Below are 16,812 nucleotides of genomic sequence, written 5' to 3' on the forward strand. Positions count from 1 at the left end.
TCCTGTTGGATCGCTCCATCGCCTACTCCTTCTCGTTTTTTGCCCCCCTCCCTCCCTCCCCCCCCCCCCCCCCCCCCACGCCGAGCTCCCAGTCCAGCCCGTACCGCTGGAACAGCTCCGCGCGCAGTTTCGCCATCGGCATCGGCGCACCCGGCAGCAGCACCGCGAAGACGGCGCCCATCAGCAGCGCCCGCAGCATCGGATAATCGGCGTCCACGTCCCGCGACCCGTACCTGACCACCGTGTCCCGCAGCAGGAACGCCAGCCGCTGCTGCTCCGGGCCCTGCACGAAGCCCTCCGCCTGGAGGATCCCGGCCATGTGCGTCCGCATCAGCAGCGGCTGCTCCACCGCGAGCCCCAGGATCGCGTCGATGGCCCGCGCGAGCCGCTCCCGGCCGTCCTCGCTGCGCGGCTCCCGCTCCAGCGCCGCCTCCAGCGTCAGGTGCATCAGCCGGTGCACCGCCGACTGGAGCAACTGCCGCTTGCCCGGGAAGTAGTACGAGACAAGACCGCGCGCCGAACCGGCCCGGTCCGCGATGTCGGCCAGCGTCGTCGCCTCGTACCCGCGCTCGGCGACCAGCTCCACCGTCGCCTGCAGCAGCCGCTCCCGCGAACGTCGCCGCAGCTCTTCATTGACCGATGCGCTGCGCGGGGACATGCTTAACTCCTGCGTTGACTGGCTCGCAGCCAATATACTCAGAGGCATGCCGGCCGGACCGGGCGACGCGGGGGATCGCCCGGTCCGGAAGGCCTCCACCGGCGTGCGTCAGTGCCGCCGCGATCAGCGCTGCCGCGACGCGACCGTCCGCTCGTACGCCACGACGGCGACGGCCGCCACACACGCCCCCAGCAGCCAGCCGCCCACCACGTCCGACGCCCAGTGCACGCCCAGGTACACCCGGGTCAGGCCCACGCCCAGCACCGAGACGGCACCGAGCAGCAGGGCCGTGACCCGCAGGCGCCGGCCCGCCCCGAACAGGGCCAGCAGCCACAGCAGCAGCCCGAAGGTGACCGCGGCCGTCATCGCGTGGCCCGAGGGGAAGGCGGCGTAGTGCGCCCAGTCCACCGGGTCCCGCCAGCGCGGCCGGTCGCGGCCCACCGCCGCCTTCAGCACCTGCTGCACGGCGGAACCGAGTGCGCTCACCGCCACCGTCCACACGGCCAGGATCCGCTCCCCGCGCCACCACAGCCACACGACACCCACCGCGACCAGCGCGCGCATCGTCCACGGATCCCACACCCAGTCGCTGAGGATCCGGTTGGTCCGGCTCAGCGCCGGACTGCGGACGGCCGAGTCGTGCAGCCCGTCCGCGACCGCCCGGTCGAACGAGACCAGTGGCCCCCACTCGGCGGAGACGAGCGCCAGCAGCACGGCCGAGAGGGCCCCGGTCCACACGGCGACGGCGGCGGTGTGACGGGAGAGCGTGGGGGAACGGGTGGGGGAGTGCATGGGGTGATCCTCCCCGAGGACGCGCCGGCTATCCCAGCGCCCTCAGCCCCGGCACGAACGCCACCAGCAGCGGCACCACCGGTACGAGTGCGGCGGCGGCCGTCAGACGCAGACGCCGCCCGGCCGTGAGGCGCGGGGCGGCGGTCAGCAGGCGGTTGACCCGGTGCGGCAGTTGGGCGTCCGGGGTGGGGCACGGGCCGAACACCCCACGGTGCTCGTTCAGTTCCACCAGCGCGAGCGCGATCGTCAGCCGCCCGTACCGCCTGGACGCCACATCGTCCGCCGCCAGCTCCACCAGCCGGTGCATCTCGTCCCGGAACGCCGCGAAGACCGGAATCTGCGGGAACCCCGTGGCCAGCGCCGACGAGCAGTGCAGCAGCCAGTCGTGGCGCGCCCGCGCGTGCCCCTGCTCATGGGCCAGCACCGCATCGAGCTGACGCCCCTTCAGGCGCCGTAGCGCCGCGGTGGTCACCACCAGCCGGGGCGCGGCGCCGGGCAGCCACCAGGCGTCCGGGCGCTCGCCCTCCAGCAGCACCAGGGGCTCCGCGCCGGGCTCCTCGCCGGGCAACAGCGGTGAGCGCACGAGGAGTTCGGCCCGGCTGCGCCGGTGCCGCGCCCGGGCACGGCGGATCTCCCGGGTGAGCATCGCCCCGGTCCACAGGCCGCCGCACGCCAGCAGCACCGCGAGCACGGCGGACCACGGCCCGTGGGCGCCCAGCTCGTACGCCTCGACCACGGCGCGCGGCGCGGGCGCGAACACATGGCCCCGTACCGCCTGCCAGGCGGCCGCCGCGCTGAACGTCATCGACAGCGCGAAGCTCAGCAGCACCGCCGCCACCACGCACTGCCACACCCACAGCGCCACCACCGGCTCGCGCTCCGGCCATTCGGCCCGCGCCAGCAGACGCGGAGCCGCCACGGCGGCCAGAAGGCCGAGCGCGAGCAGCGCGAGGGAGACCGACATGGACTCACCATAGGAGCGGTGGACTACCCATCGGTATGGGCTTGGACGGCAAGTGACGCACGCCACGGAATCCGAAGCGACTCCGCTACGGATTCCGCCGCCCTCTCCGTCCTCACATGGTGACGAGCATCGCCAGCATGGCCAGTCCCATCGACACCCGGCAGGCCAGGGCCATCTCCGGACCGTCCCACCGGCCGCCCGGCACCGCCCCGGCCGCCCCCGTCCCCATCGCCCCCGTCCCCGCGGCCGCCGGCCCCGCCGGTACCAGCCCCAGCCCGGCCCGCAGCACGTACACCGCGTAGTAGGCGAGCAGCAGGCCCGTCACCACCGGCACCCCGCCCGCCGCCCCGTGCGCCGCGTGAGCGCCGCCGCCCCCGGCCATCGCCACCGCCATGTACACCATGGCCAGCGAGCCCACCAGGTGGTGCAGATGGTGGCCAAAGCCGCCGCGGGCCGACCACAGGGCCCGCACCGACGCGGCGCCGAACACCACGGCGTACGGCGCCCACAGCCACCGTGACGGCGACGGCACCGCCATCACGGCCATCCCGAACCCCATCACCGCCTCGTCCGCCGCCGCCCGGCGCGCGGCGCCCGTGGAGGTCCTGGTCCGCGCCAGGCAGTACGCGCCGGCCGTCACGCACAGCGCCACCAGCAGCCAGCCCGACATCGCAGGTCCGTGCACGACGTACCTCCCCCTCGACGAGACGGCCTTCGGGGACGATGCCCGGATCGGCGAGGGTGCACGCGAGCGCAGGGGCGTACTCGGGGAGCGCGAGCAGGGCGCGTTAGGCTCCGGGACGGTACCGACAGCCTGTGAGGAGACCGAGGGAACCATGGACACCGCCCTGCCCCGGGACACGGACGAGCTGACCTACCGCGACGCCACCGAGACGGACGTGCCCGCGCTCGTCGCGCTCGTCGAGTCGGCCTACCGGGGCGACTCCAGCCGGGCCGGCTGGACGACCGAGGCCGACATCCTCCAGGGGCAGCGCACGGACCCCGAGGGCGTGCGCGAGGTCATCACCACCCCCGGCTCCCGCCTGCTCGTCGTGGAGCGGGCCGGCGAGCCGGTCGCCTGCTGCCAGCTCGAACACCGCGGGGACGCCGCCTACTTCGGGATGTTCGCCGTCCGACCCGGCCTCCAGGGCGGCGGTGTCGGCCGGCGCGTCCTCGCGGAGGCCGAGCGGCTCGCCGTCGCCGCGTGGGGCGTGCGCGAGATGCACATGACGGTGATCTCGGTCCGGGACGAGCTGATCGCCTGGTACGAGCGGCGCGGCTACCGCCGTACGGGACGGATGACCCCGTTCCCGTACGGCGACGAGCGCTTCGGCCTGCCCCAGCGCGACGACCTGGAGTTCGAGCTGCTGGTGAAGGACCTGGCCCCCCGGCCCGGCCCGGCCTAGGCGGCGGGCGGCGGGCCGCCCGGTTCGGCCGGCGGCGCGCCGGGTCCGCCCGGGGAGGGGCCCTGCCGGTCCGGGGACGTGCCGGGTTCGCCCCGGACGCCCGGCGGCCGGTCCATCGCGCCGGGCTTGCCCACCGTGCCCGGCGGCCGGTCCATCGACCCCGGCTTGCCCACCGTGCCGGCCCCACCGGGCGGGCCCTGGGAGTCGTCCTTGGCGGGCTCGTCCGTGTGGAACGCCAACTGCCCGTTCCCGACGGTCACCCGCACCCGCGCGCCGGCCGGGAGCCGTCCGTCCAGCAGCAGCCGGGACAGCCGGTTGTCCACCTCACGCTGGATCGTGCGCCGCAGCGGCCGCGCCCCGTACTCGGGCTGGTGGCCGCGCTGGGCGATCCAGTCGACGGCGTCCGGGGCGAACTCGAGGGTGATGTCCTGCCCGCGCATCCGGCGCCGGGTCTCCTCCAGCAGCAGATCGGTGATCCGGCGTAGTTGCTCCTCGTCGAGGCGCCGGAAGATGACGATCTCGTCGATGCGGTTGAGGAACTCCGGGCGGAAGTGCTCGCGCAGCGGCCGCAGCGCCCGCTCCCGCATCGCGTCGTCCTCGGCCTCGCTGTCCGTGGCGCCGAAGCCGACCATGCCGCGGCCGGTGCCGATCGCCTCGGAGCCGAGGTTGCTCGTCATCACGATGACCGTGTTCTTGAAGTCGACCGTGCGGCCCTGCGAGTCGGTCAGCCGTCCGTCGTCCAGCACCTGGAGCAGGATGTTGAACACGTCCGGGTGGGCCTTCTCGACCTCGTCCAGCAGGAGCAGCGAGTACGGGTGGCGGCGCACCGCCTCCGTGAGCTGCCCGGCCTCCTCGTGTCCCACGTACCCGGGCGGGGCGCCGACCAGCCGGCTGACGGTGTGCCGCTCCTGGAACTCGCTCATGTCCAGGCGCACCATCCGCTCGTCGCTGCCGAAGAGCGCGTCCGCCAGCGCCCGGGCGAGTTCGGTCTTGCCGACGCCGGTCGGGCCGAGGAACAGGAAGCTGCCGATGGGCCGCCTGGGGTCGGCGAGGCCCGCGCGGGAGCGCAGCACCGCCTCGGAGACCGCCTTGACGGCCTCGTCCTGCCCGATGACCCGCTGGCGCAGGTGCTCCTCCAGCCCCAGCAGCCGGTCCCGCTCCTCCTGGGTGAGGCTGCTGACCGGGATGCCGGTCTGCCTGCTGACCACCTCCGCGATGTCCTCCGCCGTGACCTCGACGGCCGGCCCGTCGCCGGCGGGCTGGGCGGTCCGTCCCGCCTTGATCCGACCGGTGATCTCCTGGATGCGGTCGCGCAGCTCCATCGCCCGCTCGTACTGCTCGGCCGCCACCGCCTGGTCCTTGTCGCGGGCCAACTGCTCCGCCTGCCGCTCCAGCGCCCGCACGTCGGTGTTCGTGTGGGTACGCAGCCGCACCCGGGCGCCCGCCTGGTCGATCAGGTCGATGGCCTTGTCGGGCAGGAACCGTTCGGTCAGGTACCGGTCGGACAGCTCGACGGCGGCGAGCAGCGCCTCGTCGGTGTAGCGGACCTGGTGGTGGGCCTCGTAGCGGTCCTGGAGGCCGCGCAGGATCTCCAGTGCGTCCTCCGGGCTCGGCTCGGGCACCAGGATTGGCTGGAACCGGCGGGCGAGCGCCGCGTCCTTCTCGATGTAGCGGCGGTACTCCTCCATCGTCGTCGCGCCGATGACGTGCAGCTCGCCCCGGGCGAGCGCGGGCTTGAGCATGTTGCCCGCGTCCATGGAGCCGCTGTCGCCGCCCCCGCTGCCCGCGCCCGCGCCGACCACCGTGTGCAGCTCGTCGATGAAGACGATCAGTTCGCCGGAGTGGGTGCGGATCTCCTCGATGATGTTGTTCAGCCGCTCCTCGAAGTCGCCCCGGTAGCGCGTGCCGGCGACCACGCCGGACAGGTCCAGCGCGACCACCCTGCGGTCACGCAGCGTGTCGGGCACGTCGTGCTCGGCGATGCGCTGGGCCAGCCCCTCGACGATGGCGGTCTTGCCGACACCGGCGTCGCCGATCAGTACGGGGTTGTTCTTGCCGCGCCGGGACAGCACCTCCACGGTCTGCTCGATCTCCAGGTCGCGCCCGATCACCGGGTCGATCCGGCCCTCCTTGGCCATGTCGGTGAGGTCGCGGCCGTACTTGTCGAGCGTTGGAGTCCCGCGCTGCGGCGCCGGCCGCTGGTCGGGCTCGCCCACCCACGGGCCCTGCCCGCCGCGCCCGGCACCGGAGCCCGGCACGGAGCCGGGGTCGAACTTGGCGGCGTTCAGGATGCGCCCCGCCGCCGAATCCGGGTTGGAGGCGAGCGCCGCGAGCACGTGTTCGGGGCCGATGTACGAGGCGCCCCCGTGCCGTGCCAGGTCGTGGGCGTCGAGCAGCGCCCGCTTGACGGCGGGCGTGACCGCGATCCGGGACTGCGGCGGCCCCTCGCCGGCCGTCCGGTCGATCTCCTCGGCGAGGGCGTCCGGGTCCGCGCCCGCGCGGGCGATCAGGTCACGGGTGGGCTCGGTGGCCAGGGCCGCCCGCAGCAGGTGCTCGGTCTCCAGGTCCGTGCTGCCGTGCTCGGCCGCGTACGAGGCGGCGTCGCCGACCATCCGGCGCGCGGGCTCGCTCATCAGGCGGCCTATGTCGATGTACCGGGGGATGGGCCGCCCACCCGTGGGTGACGATCCGGCCCCGCCCCCGAAGAAGCGGGCCAGAAACTCGCTGAAGGGGTCGGAGCCGTAACCCTCCGGACCCATGAAACCGCTGCTCATATGCGTCCGTTCCGGTGTCCGGTAATGGCCGGGACACGCTGTACGAGAAGACCTGCTGGATCCAGGTCGCGGGTTCCCGAGCGCATTCCGGTTACACCTGTGACGAACGGGACGCACCGGCTCCGCCCGGCGGGGACGACCGGGCGGACCGGGGGCGAGGGACGACCGTGCGGAGCCGGGGGCGGCCGGGGCGGCGGGCCGAGCCGTACCGGCGAAACCGGCGGAGAGCCGGGCCCGTCAGGCGATGAAGCGGCCCGTGCGGCGGATCTCGGGGTGGTCGGTGGTCGCGCCGTCCAATTCCAGGGCGCGGACCAGGCGCAGGTGCTGCGGCGTGTTGACCACCCAGCCGATGACCCGCAAGCCCGCCGCGCGCGCCCGCTCGGTGGTCTCCAGGGTGAGCCGGCGGATGTCCAGCGCCAGCGTGGCGGCGCCCACGGCCCGCGCCCGCGCGACGATGTCGTCGCCCCAGTGGCTCGCGATGAGCACGGTACGCACCCCCGGCACCAGCCGGGCGATCTCGGCGACCGCCTCGTCGTGGAACGACGACACCTCCACCCGTCCGGCCAGATCGCGCCGGTGCATCACCTCGGCCAGCGCCCGCGCGGCCGCCACGTCCTTGATCTCCGCCTGGAGAGGCGTCCGCACGGCGTCCAGGACCTCCTCGAACACCGGGATCCGCTCGCCCAGCCCGGCGTCGAGCTCCCGCAGCTCGGCGAGGGTCTTGTCGGCGATCGCCCCGGTGCCGTCGGTCGTCCGGTCCACCTCGGCGTCGTGCATGACGACGAGTGCGCCGTCCTTGCTCAGGTGCAGGTCGAGTTCGATGACGTCCATGCCCGCGTGCTCGGCGCGGACGAAGGACCGCAGGGTGTTCTCCGGTTCGACACCCATGACTCCGCGATGACCGATGGTGAGGAAACTCAAGATCTTCTCGCTTCCGTCGACGGCGGGTACCGCGCGGTGCCGTGCCACACGCGGCACCGTCGCAGCCTAACGATCCGCGCGCGGGACGGAACCCGTCCCGCGCGGGGAAGAGGAGTGATCCGGCCCGGATACGGCGATGCCCAGGACGAAGCCGGTGAGGAGGGCGGCGACCAGGACGGCACGGATGCTCATGGCGTACGCCTCCGGGAGCGGGAAGGGGACCTGTCCGTCCTACCCGTGCCGCCCGGCGTGCCGCGACCCCGTTCACCCGTGCGTGGGCGCGTCGTCGGGGGCGCGCCCACAGCCGGGCCCACCGATCCCCGGGCCCCCGGGAGGACTGTGTGGATGCCGCTGCATCACCGACCCCGGACAGGAAAAACAGCGGCCACGACGGGGGGTCGGCAGGATAATTTCTTCCTGCTCCCCTTGTGGCGGAGAACCACCCATGGATACGGTGCCTTGACGCGAGGTTCTCCCGTGGAGGAAGTGTGATGACGGAAATTCTTGTGCAGGATGCAGCCGGCGGGGACGTGACCGCCGAGGCCAGGGTGATCGACCACCCGGCGTGGCCCGAGCTCAAGAATGCCGTGGAAGAGATCCGCACCTGGCAGTCCGCGGACGGTTCCATCGACTTCGACGCCGAGGGCGCGCCCTCCCGTGGCATCGCCGAGACCACCTTCGACCGGGTCGTCGCCGCGGTCGAGCAGCTCTCCCCGCTGCTCCCGCACGACACCGCGTACCACCAGGCGCTCGTCGCCGACCTGCGCAAGTGGGCCGACAGCGGCTTCGCCGTGCCGGACTTCCTGGACTCGCTGCTGGCCTTCCAGCCCGCCGCCAACCGGGTCGACGGCCTCCAGCACCTGGTCGTGTTCCCGATGTACACGCAGAACGGCAACCCGGACCGCAACCTGGAAGCCGTCGTGCTGCGCATGGTCTGGCCGGAATGGCTCGCCGAGCTGGAGGCCACCCGCTACGACAACCCGCTCTTCTGCGGCATCACGTTCGAGGACTTCACCTCCGGGTACGACACCAACTCGGCCGTCCTCTTCCCGGAGACCATCGCCGTGCGCGAGGCCCCCGAGCGCTTCAGTTGGGGCGGCATCTTCTGCGACCGCGAGGCCGCCCGCTTCCGCCGCGTCACCGAGGCGGCCGTGGACATCCTCGGCCTCGACCTGCCCGACGACATCCGCGAGATGCTCGGCGACCAGGAGCGCTGCGAGAAGGCCTTCGTGCTCTGGGACATGGTCCACGACCGCACCCACAGCCACGGCGACCTGCCGTTCGACCCCTTCATGATCAAGCAGCGCCAGCCGTTCTGGATGTACGGCCTGGAGGAGCTGCGCTGTGACCTCACCGCCTTCAAGGAGGCCGTGAAGCTGGAGTCCGAGGGCAACCCGCACGGCCGGGACGTCCAGTACGCCGTGCTCTTCGACCGGATGTTCCGCTTCCCGGTCACCGGTGACCGCAACCGCAACTACGACGGTCTCGGCGGCCAGCTCCTCTTCGCGTACCTGCACAAGCACGACGTGCTGCGCTGGACCGACAACACCCTCAAGATCGACTGGGAGCGGGCCCCACAGGTCACCAACGAGCTCTGCGGCGAGATCGAGAAGCTGTACCGCGACGGCATCGACCGCCCGAAGCTGGTCCACTGGTTCGCCGCGTACGACCTGGTGTCCACCTACCTCGCCCCGCACCCCGGCTCGCGCTGGGCCAAGGGCCCCGACGCCCTGGACCTGAGCCTGCCGCCGCGCAAGCTGGTCGACGAGGTGCTTCCGGACGAGTTTCCGCTGAGCATGTTCTATGAGGCCCTCTCCAAGAAGCTGAAGAACGTGATCGCCTCCACCAAGGGCATCACCGCCGGGAAGACCGCCGAGAAGGCCACCGAGAGGGTCGCCGCGTGAGCTCTCGTACGGAGGAGACGACGACCATGAACGGCAAGGGCAACGGAAACGGCGGACCGCTCGAGGGCGCTGTCGTCGCGGTGGCCGGAGCGGGCGGCGCGGCCGGCCGTGCCGCCCTGCTGCGGCTCGCGGAGGCCGGTGCGACCGTGGTCGCCTCCGACGCGGACCCGGAGCGGCTCGCCGAGGCGGTCGACGCCGCCCGGTACGCGCACGGCGGGGCGACCGTCACCGGCGACACCGTCGACCTGCTCGACCTGGCCGCGGCCCGGGAGTGGGCCGACAAGACCGAGAAGGAGTTCGGCCGGGTCGACGGACTGGTCCACCTCGTCGGCGGCTGGCGCGGCAGCGCCACCTTCGCCGAGACGGACCTCGCCGACTGGACCCTGCTGGAGAAGCTCCTGATCCGCACGGTCCAGCACACCTCCCTCGCCTTCCACGACGGGCTGCTGCGCAGCGACCGCGGCCGCTACGTGCTGGTCAGCGCCGCCGGCGCCAGCAAGCCCACCGCCGGGAACGCCGCGTACGCCGCCTCCAAGGCCGCCGCCGAGGCGTGGACGCTCGCGCTCGGCGACGCCTTCCGCAAGGCGGGTGGCGAGGAGGGCCCGAAGGCCGCGGCTACGATCCTGATCGTGAAGGCTCTGGTGCACGACGCCATGCGCGCCGAGCGCCCGAACGCGAAGTTCGCGGGCTTCACGGACGTCAAGGATCTGGCCGACGAGATCGCCGCCGTCTGGGACAAGCCCGCCCGGGAAGTGAATGGACAGCGCCTGTGGCTGACCCCCAAGCCGTGACCCCCAGCACCAAGACGGATGCCCGGCGGCACCACGACCCGACCGTACGGGGTTTCGCCAGCGACAACTACGCCGGCGCGCACCCCGAGGTCATGGCCGCCCTCGCCCTCGCCAACGGCGGCCACCAGGTCGCCTACGGCGAGGACGAGTACACCGAGCACCTCCAGCGGGTCATGCACAGCCACTTCGGCCCGACGGCCGAGGCGTTCCCGGTGTTCAACGGCACCGGCGCCAACGTCACCGCCCTCCAGGCGCTCACCGACCGCTGGGGCGCGGTCATCTGCGCCGAGTCCGCGCACATCAACGTGGACGAGGGCGGGGCGCCCGAGCGCATGGCCGGGCTGAAGCTGCTGACCGTCCCCACCCCGGACGGCAAGCTGACGCCCGAGCTCATCGACCGGCAGGCGTACGGCTGGGAGGACGAGCACCGCGCCATGCCGCAGGTGGTCTCGATCACCCAGAACACCGAACTGGGCACCGTCTACACGGTCGACGAGATCCGCGCCATCGTCGAGCACGCGCACGGCCTGGGCATGAAGGTGCACCTCGACGGCGCCCGGATAGCCAACGCGGCCGCCTCGCTGAACGTCCCGATGCGGGCGTTCACCAACGCGGTCGGCGTGGACGTGCTGTCGTTCGGCGGGACGAAGAACGGCATGCTCTTCGGCGAGTGCGTGGTCGTGCTCAATCCGGACGTGGCGAAGTACATGAAGCACCTGCGCAAGATGTCCATGCAGCTCGCCTCCAAGATGCGGTTCGTCTCGGTGCAGTTCGAGGCGCTGCTCGCCAAGGACCTGTGGCTGCGCAACGCCCGGCACGCCAACGCGATGGCGCAGCGCCTCGCGGAGGGCGTGCGAGCGGTGGACGGGGTGGAGATCCTCTATCCCGTACAGGCCAACGCGGTGTTCGCGAGGCTGCCGCACGAGGTGACCCGGCGGCTCCAGGAGCGGTTCCGCTTCTACTTCTGGGACGAGGCGGCCGGCGACGTGCGCTGGATGTGCTCCTTCGACACCACCGAGGACGACATCGACGCGTTCGTGCTGGCGCTCAAGGAAGAGATGACGCACTAGCCGGGCCTCGCGCCCCGCGCGTAGGTGTGAATAGATATGCGACCGATCGGAAATCAATTTACTCCGGTCGGTCGCTTCTCTATGATCGGCGGGCATGGAACTGATCCAGCAGGTGCCCGAACTCTCGGCCTATCTGGCGGCCGACGATGTCATCAACCATGAGCACCCGCGTGTGCGGGAGATCGCGGACCGCCTCGCGGCCTCGCATCCCGACGCATACTCATACGCGAAAGCCGCCTTCGAATTCGTCCGCGACACCATCCCGCACTCGATGGACGCCGACGATCCGCGCGTCACCTGGCGCGCCTCCGACGTGCTGGAGCAGCGCACCGGGATCTGTTACGCCAAGTCCCACGCCCTCGCCGCCCTGTTGCGGGCCCGGGCCGTCCCCGCCGCGCTGTGCTACCAGAAGTTCGAGGTGGTGCACGGTCTGGTCGCGGTGCGACTGCCGGGCGGGGGCTGGGTGCGGCAGGATCCGCGCGGCAACAAGCCGGGCGTGGACGCGCAGTTCCGGGTGGACCGCGAGCAGGTGGCGTTCCCGGTACGGCCCGAGTCCAATGAAGTGGACTACCCGGTGCTGTACGCTAGACCGCACCCGGCCGTTCTGAGCGCCCTGCGGGCCGCCCGGGACCGGCCTCACCTGGACGCGACGCTCCCCACGAACCTGTGAACCCTGAACGGCGGACCATGAACCCGACACTCACCGTCGCCGACGAGGTGCGCACCCTCGTCCCCGGCTTCACCCACCTCGCCATCGAGGCCCATGGGCTGGTCAACGGCCCCAGCGACGAGGCCAGTTCGGCGCTCCTGGACGACGCCGCCCGCCGCCTCGCCGACCGCCTCGGCGGCCGCGCCCCGCACGAGGACCCGCACATCGCCGCCTGGCGCGAGGCGTACACCGCCTTCGGCGCCAAGCCGTCCCGTACGCGCAACTCCGCCGAGGCGCTCGCCAGGCGCGCCCTCGCCGACGGCGGCCTGCCCCGCATCAACCTGCTCGTCGACGCCTACAACGCCGTCAGCGTGGCCCACCTGATCCCGGTCGGCGGCGAGGACGCCGACCGCATCAGGGGCGGGATGCGGCTCGTCCGCGCCACGGGTGCCGAGCCGTTCGTCACCGTCGCCGGTGGCGAGGAGACCGTCGAGCACCCGGAGGCGGGCGAGGTGGTCTGGTGCGACGACGAGGGCGTCACCTGCCGCCGCTGGAACTGGCGCCAGGGCGTACGGACCCGCCTCACCGAGCGGTCCGTGAACGCGCTCTTCCTGCTGGAGAGCCTGGCCCCCATGACGCGCGCCGAACTGGAAGCCGCGGGCACCGAGCTCGCCGAGTCCCTGGAGAAGCTCAGCCCCGGCGCCCGCGTCACGGTCGGAGCCCCCGGGTGACGGGTGGAGCCCGGCGGCCCCGGCCGGCCGGTCAGCCCGCCTCGCGGACCTCGGCCGGGGTGGGCGCCGTGCCGCCGAGGTGTGCGGGCACCCACCAGGTGTCCGTCGCGTCCTTGGGGCGTACCGGATAGGCGCGCTGCGCCGATTCGAGCAGCTCCTGCACCCGCTCGCGCAGCCGGCGGGTGATCGCGCCCGCGTACTGGTCGGTCGGCGCCTCCACCGGCTCGCCCACGCGGATCGTCACCGGGATATGGCTGCGCTTGAAGTTGCGCGGCCGCCCCTTGGTCCACAGCCGCTGGGTGCCCCATAGCGCCATAGGGACCAGCGGTACGCCGGCCTCCTGGGCCAGGCGGGCCGCGCCCGACTTGAAGCTCTTGAGCGTGAACGACTGGGAGATCGTCGCCTCGGGGAACACCCCGATGATCTCACCCGAGCGCAGCGACTCCAGGGCGTGGCGGTAGGCCGCCTCTCCCTGCGCGCGATCGACCGGAATGTGCTTCATCCCGCGCATCAGCGGACCGGAGATCTTGTGCCGGAAGACCGAGTCCTTGGCCATGAACCGCACCAGGCGCTTCTGCGGCAGCGCCGCCAGGCCGGAGAAGATGAAGTCCAGGTAGCTGATGTGGTTGCTGACCAGCACGGCACCACCGGTGCGCGGGATGTTCTCCGAACCCTGAGTGTCGATCTTCAGGTCGAGCGCCTTGAACATCGTGAGAGCGGCGCCGATGACCGGCCGATAGACGAGTTCTGCCATCTGGAGAAGACCCCTTCTTCTATGCCCGGGGAGGGTTCTCCCGGCGGAAGTTACGCAGCCGTAGGTATCCGGCATTGGGCCGATCGTGCCCCATGTGCGCCGTACAGGCCAGTCCTGACGACTTCGGACAGCGAGATTCTCGTCACGTCGCGTCCTTCCGGGAATCGTACGGACCCCCCGCGCGCTGCACCTGAATGCCACCACAGGACGGACAGGAAGGCGGGTACCGGTGCACGCGAGAGTGCTCGGAGCGGGCGAGCTGGGTGCGGAGCTGGGGGAGCGGGCGACGCTCGTACAGTTCTCCAGCGCCTTCTGCCAGCCGTGCCGCGCGACCCGGCGCACCCTGGCCGAGGTGGCGGGCATGGTCGACGGCGTGGCGCACATCGAGATCGACGCCGAGCGGCACCTCGGCCTCGTGCGGGAGCTGGACATCGTGAAGACCCCCACCGTCCTGGTGCTCGACGCGCGCGGCCGGATCGTCCGCAAGGCGGCCGGACAGCCCCGCAAGGCCGATGTGATCGCCGCGCTCGGCCACGCCGTGTGAGGCCACGCCATGTGACCTGCCGTGATCCATCTCCCACATCCCGGGACTCCCTTGACTGCCCCTGCCATCCATCGTCAGGCTGACGCCGTGCCCCAGGAACTCCTTCTCCACGGGCGGGCCGACGTCGATCTGGCCCGCAACGCGAGCGCGCGCTGTCCGGGTGTCTGAGCAGCCACGGACCACCTCACCGCGCCCTCCGCAGAAGGACCCCTCCATGACGGTCTCGCCCGACCTCGCCGCCCCCCGGATCCCCAGGCCCGTGACCCCCGGGCCCGCCCGGCCCGCCACGCCCGACCTCCTCCGTTCCGTCTTCCGGCGGCACGCGGCGGGCGTCGCGGTGATCACGGCCCAGGGCGAGCGGCCCGTCGGCTTCACCGCCACCTCCCTCACCTCGGTCTCCGCCGACCCGCCGATGATCTCGTTCGGCGTGGGGACCTCGTCGTCGAGCTGGCCCGTCCTCGCGGAGGCCGAACACGTCGGCGTCCACGTCCTCGGCGAGCACCAGCGCGACCTCGCGGCCACCTTCGCGCGCAGCGGCGCCGACCGGTTCGCCGCGCCGACCCGCTGGCACCGGGGCCCGGAGGGCGTGCCGGTGCTCGACGGCGTACTGGCCTGGCTGGTGTGCCGGGTCGTCGCCCGTGTCCCGGCCGGTGACCACCGCCTCGTGGTGGCCGAGGTCGTCGCCGGTGACCCGGACGGCGCGGGTCGTCCGCTGCTGTACCACGAGGGGCGCTTCAACGCTCTGCGGGACTGAGAGGTCCCGGTTACGGAGCGTTGGCAAGGTCACAGTTCAAAGCGCTTGCTTACCGGGAAAGCAATCGATGTACTGACGAGTAATATTTCGGTAGGGGCGCCCGGCGCCCCGAGCGGAAACCGTCCCATCAGGCGCCTATGCTGCGTGCAACAAGGCAGCCCAGTTATGACGATGTGTAGGAGAGCCGGCGTGAGCTTGAGGATCGTTGTCTGTGTGAAGTACGTGCCCGACGCCACCGGCGACCGGCACTTCGCCGATGACCTGACCGTCGACCGCGACGACGTCGACGGCCTGCTGTCGGAGCTGGATGAGTACGCGGTGGAGCAGGCGCTCCAGATCGCCGAAGAGGCGGACGACGCGGAGATCACCGTGCTGACCGTCGGCCCCGAGGACGCCAAGGACGCGCTGCGCAAGGCGCTGTCCATGGGCGCCGACAAGGCCGTCCACGTCGAGGACGACGACCTCCACGGCTCCGACGTCATGGCCACCTCGCTGGTGCTCGCCAAGGCGATCGAGAAGACCGGTTACGACCTGGTCATCTGCGGCATGGCGTCCACCGACGGCACCATGGGCGTGCTGCCGGCGATCCTCGCCGAGCGCCTGGGCGTCCCGCAGGTCACCCTGCTCTCCGAGGTCGCGGTAGAGGATGGCCTCGTCAAGGGCCGCCGTGACGGCGACACCGCGTCGGAGCAGCTCGAGGCGTCCCTGCCGGCCGTCGTGTCCGTGACGGACCAGTCGGGCGAGGCCCGCTACCCGTCCTTCAAGGGCATCATGGCCGCCAAGAAGAAGCCGGTGGAGTCCCTGGACCTGGAGGACCTGGAGATCGACGCCGACGAGGTCGGCCTCGAGGGCTCCTGGACCAAGGTCGACTCGGCGGCGGAGCGTCCGGCCCGCACGGCCGGCACGATCGTCAAGGACGAGGGCGAGGGCGGCAAGCAGTTGGCCGAGTTCCTCGCGAGCCAGAAGTTCATCTAAGGCTCGCGCGAGCCACTCACCGCCCCCAGACTCTTCGCACCGCAGGAGATTGAAGTCCCATGGCTGAAGTTCTCGTCTACGTCGACCACGTGGACGGCGCCGTCCGCAAGCCCACCCTGGAGCTGCTGACCCTGGCCCGCCGCATCGGCGAGCCGGTCGCCGTCGCCCTCGGCTCCGGCGCCGAGGCCACCGCCGCCACGCTCGCCGAGCACGGCGCGGTCAAGGTCCTCACCGCCGACGCCCCCGAGTTCGCCGAGTACCTCGTCGTACCGAAGGTGGACGCCCTCCAGGCCGCGTACGAGGCCGTCTCCCCGGCCGCTGTGCTCGTCCCGTCCTCCGCCGAGGGCAAGGAGATCGCGGCCCGCCTGGCGGTCCGCATCGGCTCCGGCATCATCACCGACGCCGTCGACCTCGAGGCCGGCGACGAGGGCCCGGTGGCCACGCAGTCCGCGTTCGCCGCCTCCTTCACCACCAAGTCCCGCGTGTCCAAGGGCACCCCGGTCATCACGGTCAAGCCGAACTCGGCCCCCGTGGAGGCCGCCCCGGCCGCGGGCGCCGTCGAGGCCCTCGCCGTCTCGTTCTCCGAGAAGGCCACCGGCACCAAGGTCGTCTCCCGCACCCCGCGCGAGTCGACCGGCCGCCCCGAGCTGACCGAGGCCGCGATCGTGGTCTCCGGCGGCCGCGGCGTCAACGGCGCCGAGAACTTCGCGATCATCGAGGCGCTCGCCGACTCCCTCGGTGCCGCCGTCGGCGCCTCCCGCGCCGCCGTCGACGCCGGCTGGTACCCGCACTCCAGCCAGGTCGGCCAGACCGGCAAGTCGGTCTCCCCGCAGCTCTACATCGCCTCCGGCATCTCCGGTGCGATCCAGCACCGTGCCGGTATGCAGACCTCGAAGACCATCGTGGCCATCAACAAGGACGCCGAGGCCCCGATCTTCGACCTGGTCGACTACGGCGTGGTCGGCGACCTGTTCCAGGTCGTCCCCCAGCTCACCGAGGAGATCAAGTCCCGCAAGGGCTGACCTCCCGCAGGGCTGACCTGCGGCACCTGAAGACGGCTCCGGGGGCGCGCGGTGGACCCCCCCGCGGGGGCCCGCGACGGTTGGGTGACCCCTGGCCCACTTT

At 72.2% G+C, this 16,812-nt stretch carries 18 protein-coding genes; 10 read left to right on the forward strand and 8 right to left on the reverse strand.

Translation table 11 applies throughout. The features are described 5' to 3' along the window. Positions 1-22: 22 nt before the first annotated feature. The 4 genes from ACZ46W_RS33940 to ACZ46W_RS33955 form a co-directional block, all read right to left on the reverse strand. A complete protein-coding gene (locus ACZ46W_RS33940; protein ID WP_468345965.1) occupies positions 23-658 on the reverse strand; it encodes a TetR/AcrR family transcriptional regulator in 636 nt (211 codons plus the stop codon). A 123-nt stretch (positions 659-781) separates the two neighbouring features. Then, on the reverse strand, positions 782-1,450 hold the full coding sequence (locus tag ACZ46W_RS33945; RefSeq protein WP_468345967.1) for a phosphatase PAP2 family protein: 669 nt from the start codon (positions 1,448-1,450) through the stop codon (positions 782-784). A 28-nt stretch (positions 1,451-1,478) separates the two neighbouring features. Further along, positions 1,479-2,414: a M56 family metallopeptidase gene (locus ACZ46W_RS33950; protein ID WP_468345970.1), complete on the reverse strand. Its 936-nt coding sequence runs from the start codon at positions 2,412-2,414 to the stop codon at positions 1,479-1,481. Between the two features lie 112 nt (positions 2,415-2,526). Continuing rightward, positions 2,527-3,099, reverse strand: a complete 573-nt coding sequence (locus ACZ46W_RS33955; protein ID WP_468345972.1) for a DUF5134 domain-containing protein — start codon at positions 3,097-3,099, stop codon at positions 2,527-2,529. A 151-nt stretch (positions 3,100-3,250) separates the two neighbouring features. On the opposite strand from ACZ46W_RS33955, the gene ACZ46W_RS33960 reads away from it, so the two are divergent. Then, positions 3,251-3,820, forward strand: a complete 570-nt coding sequence (locus ACZ46W_RS33960) for a GNAT family N-acetyltransferase (protein ID WP_468345974.1) — start codon at positions 3,251-3,253, stop codon at positions 3,818-3,820. On the opposite strand, the gene ACZ46W_RS33965 is transcribed toward ACZ46W_RS33960, so the two are convergent. From ACZ46W_RS33965 to ACZ46W_RS33975, 3 genes are all read right to left on the reverse strand, one after another. Beyond that, complete coding sequence (locus ACZ46W_RS33965) at positions 3,817-6,594, reverse strand: AAA family ATPase (protein ID WP_468345976.1); 2,778 nt, start codon at positions 6,592-6,594, stop codon at positions 3,817-3,819. The genes ACZ46W_RS33960 and ACZ46W_RS33965 overlap by 4 nt on opposite strands. Before the next feature lie 237 nt (positions 6,595-6,831). Beyond that, the gene (locus ACZ46W_RS33970; protein ID WP_366127156.1) at positions 6,832-7,515 is read right to left on the reverse strand and encodes a glycerophosphodiester phosphodiesterase; all 684 of its coding nucleotides are present in this window, start codon (positions 7,513-7,515) and stop codon (positions 6,832-6,834) included. A gap of 66 nt (positions 7,516-7,581) precedes the next feature. Beyond that, positions 7,582-7,707: a hypothetical protein gene (locus ACZ46W_RS33975; protein ID WP_468345978.1), complete on the reverse strand. Its 126-nt coding sequence runs from the start codon at positions 7,705-7,707 to the stop codon at positions 7,582-7,584. Between the two features lie 299 nt (positions 7,708-8,006). On the opposite strand from ACZ46W_RS33975, the gene ACZ46W_RS33980 reads away from it, so the two are divergent. The 5 genes from ACZ46W_RS33980 to ACZ46W_RS34000 all read left to right on the forward strand — a co-directional run bounded on the left by ACZ46W_RS33980 (position 8,007) and on the right by ACZ46W_RS34000 (position 12,660). Further along, entirely contained in the window at positions 8,007-9,419 is a 1,413-nt protein-coding gene (locus ACZ46W_RS33980) for a DUF6421 family protein (RefSeq protein ID WP_468345980.1), read from the forward strand. Between the two features lie 26 nt (positions 9,420-9,445). Continuing rightward, positions 9,446-10,210 carry an SDR family NAD(P)-dependent oxidoreductase gene (locus ACZ46W_RS33985; RefSeq protein WP_468346015.1) on the forward strand — a complete coding sequence of 255 codons (765 nt, stop codon included), beginning with the start codon at positions 9,446-9,448 and terminating at the stop codon, positions 10,208-10,210. After that, positions 10,189-11,280, forward strand: coding sequence for a threonine aldolase family protein (locus tag ACZ46W_RS33990; protein WP_468345982.1), 1,092 nt, complete (start codon positions 10,189-10,191; stop codon positions 11,278-11,280). Before ACZ46W_RS33985 ends, ACZ46W_RS33990 begins: the two co-directional genes overlap by 22 nt. Positions 11,281-11,374: 94 nt before the next feature. Next, positions 11,375-11,950, forward strand: a complete 576-nt coding sequence (locus ACZ46W_RS33995; RefSeq protein WP_468345984.1) for a transglutaminase-like domain-containing protein — start codon at positions 11,375-11,377, stop codon at positions 11,948-11,950. Positions 11,951-11,967: 17 nt separating this feature from the next. Then, positions 11,968-12,660 (forward strand): B3/B4 domain-containing protein, encoded by a 693-nt coding sequence (locus tag ACZ46W_RS34000; RefSeq protein WP_468345986.1) that lies wholly within the window; start codon positions 11,968-11,970, stop codon positions 12,658-12,660. A 31-nt stretch (positions 12,661-12,691) separates the two neighbouring features. Here ACZ46W_RS34000 and ACZ46W_RS34005 read toward each other — a convergent pair whose 3' ends face one another. Further along, on the reverse strand, positions 12,692-13,414 hold the full coding sequence (locus tag ACZ46W_RS34005; protein ID WP_468345988.1) for a lysophospholipid acyltransferase family protein: 723 nt from the start codon (positions 13,412-13,414) through the stop codon (positions 12,692-12,694). 229 nt (positions 13,415-13,643) lie between these two features. Between ACZ46W_RS34005 and ACZ46W_RS34010 the strand changes: the two genes are divergently transcribed. From ACZ46W_RS34010 to ACZ46W_RS34025, 4 genes are all read left to right on the forward strand, one after another. Next, a complete protein-coding gene (locus ACZ46W_RS34010) occupies positions 13,644-13,958 on the forward strand; it encodes a TlpA family protein disulfide reductase (protein ID WP_468345990.1) in 315 nt (104 codons plus the stop codon). A 214-nt stretch (positions 13,959-14,172) separates the two neighbouring features. Next, positions 14,173-14,712, forward strand: a complete 540-nt coding sequence (locus tag ACZ46W_RS34015) for a flavin reductase family protein (RefSeq protein ID WP_468345992.1) — start codon at positions 14,173-14,175, stop codon at positions 14,710-14,712. Between the two features lie 189 nt (positions 14,713-14,901). Further along, entirely contained in the window at positions 14,902-15,687 is a 786-nt protein-coding gene (locus ACZ46W_RS34020) for an electron transfer flavoprotein subunit beta/FixA family protein (protein WP_468345994.1), read from the forward strand. A gap of 59 nt (positions 15,688-15,746) precedes the next feature. Beyond that, positions 15,747-16,709 (forward strand): electron transfer flavoprotein subunit alpha/FixB family protein, encoded by a 963-nt coding sequence (locus tag ACZ46W_RS34025; RefSeq protein ID WP_468345996.1) that lies wholly within the window; start codon positions 15,747-15,749, stop codon positions 16,707-16,709. Positions 16,710-16,812 lie beyond the last annotated feature (103 nt).

This window comes from Streptomyces sp. NPDC031064 (assembly GCF_055570965.1).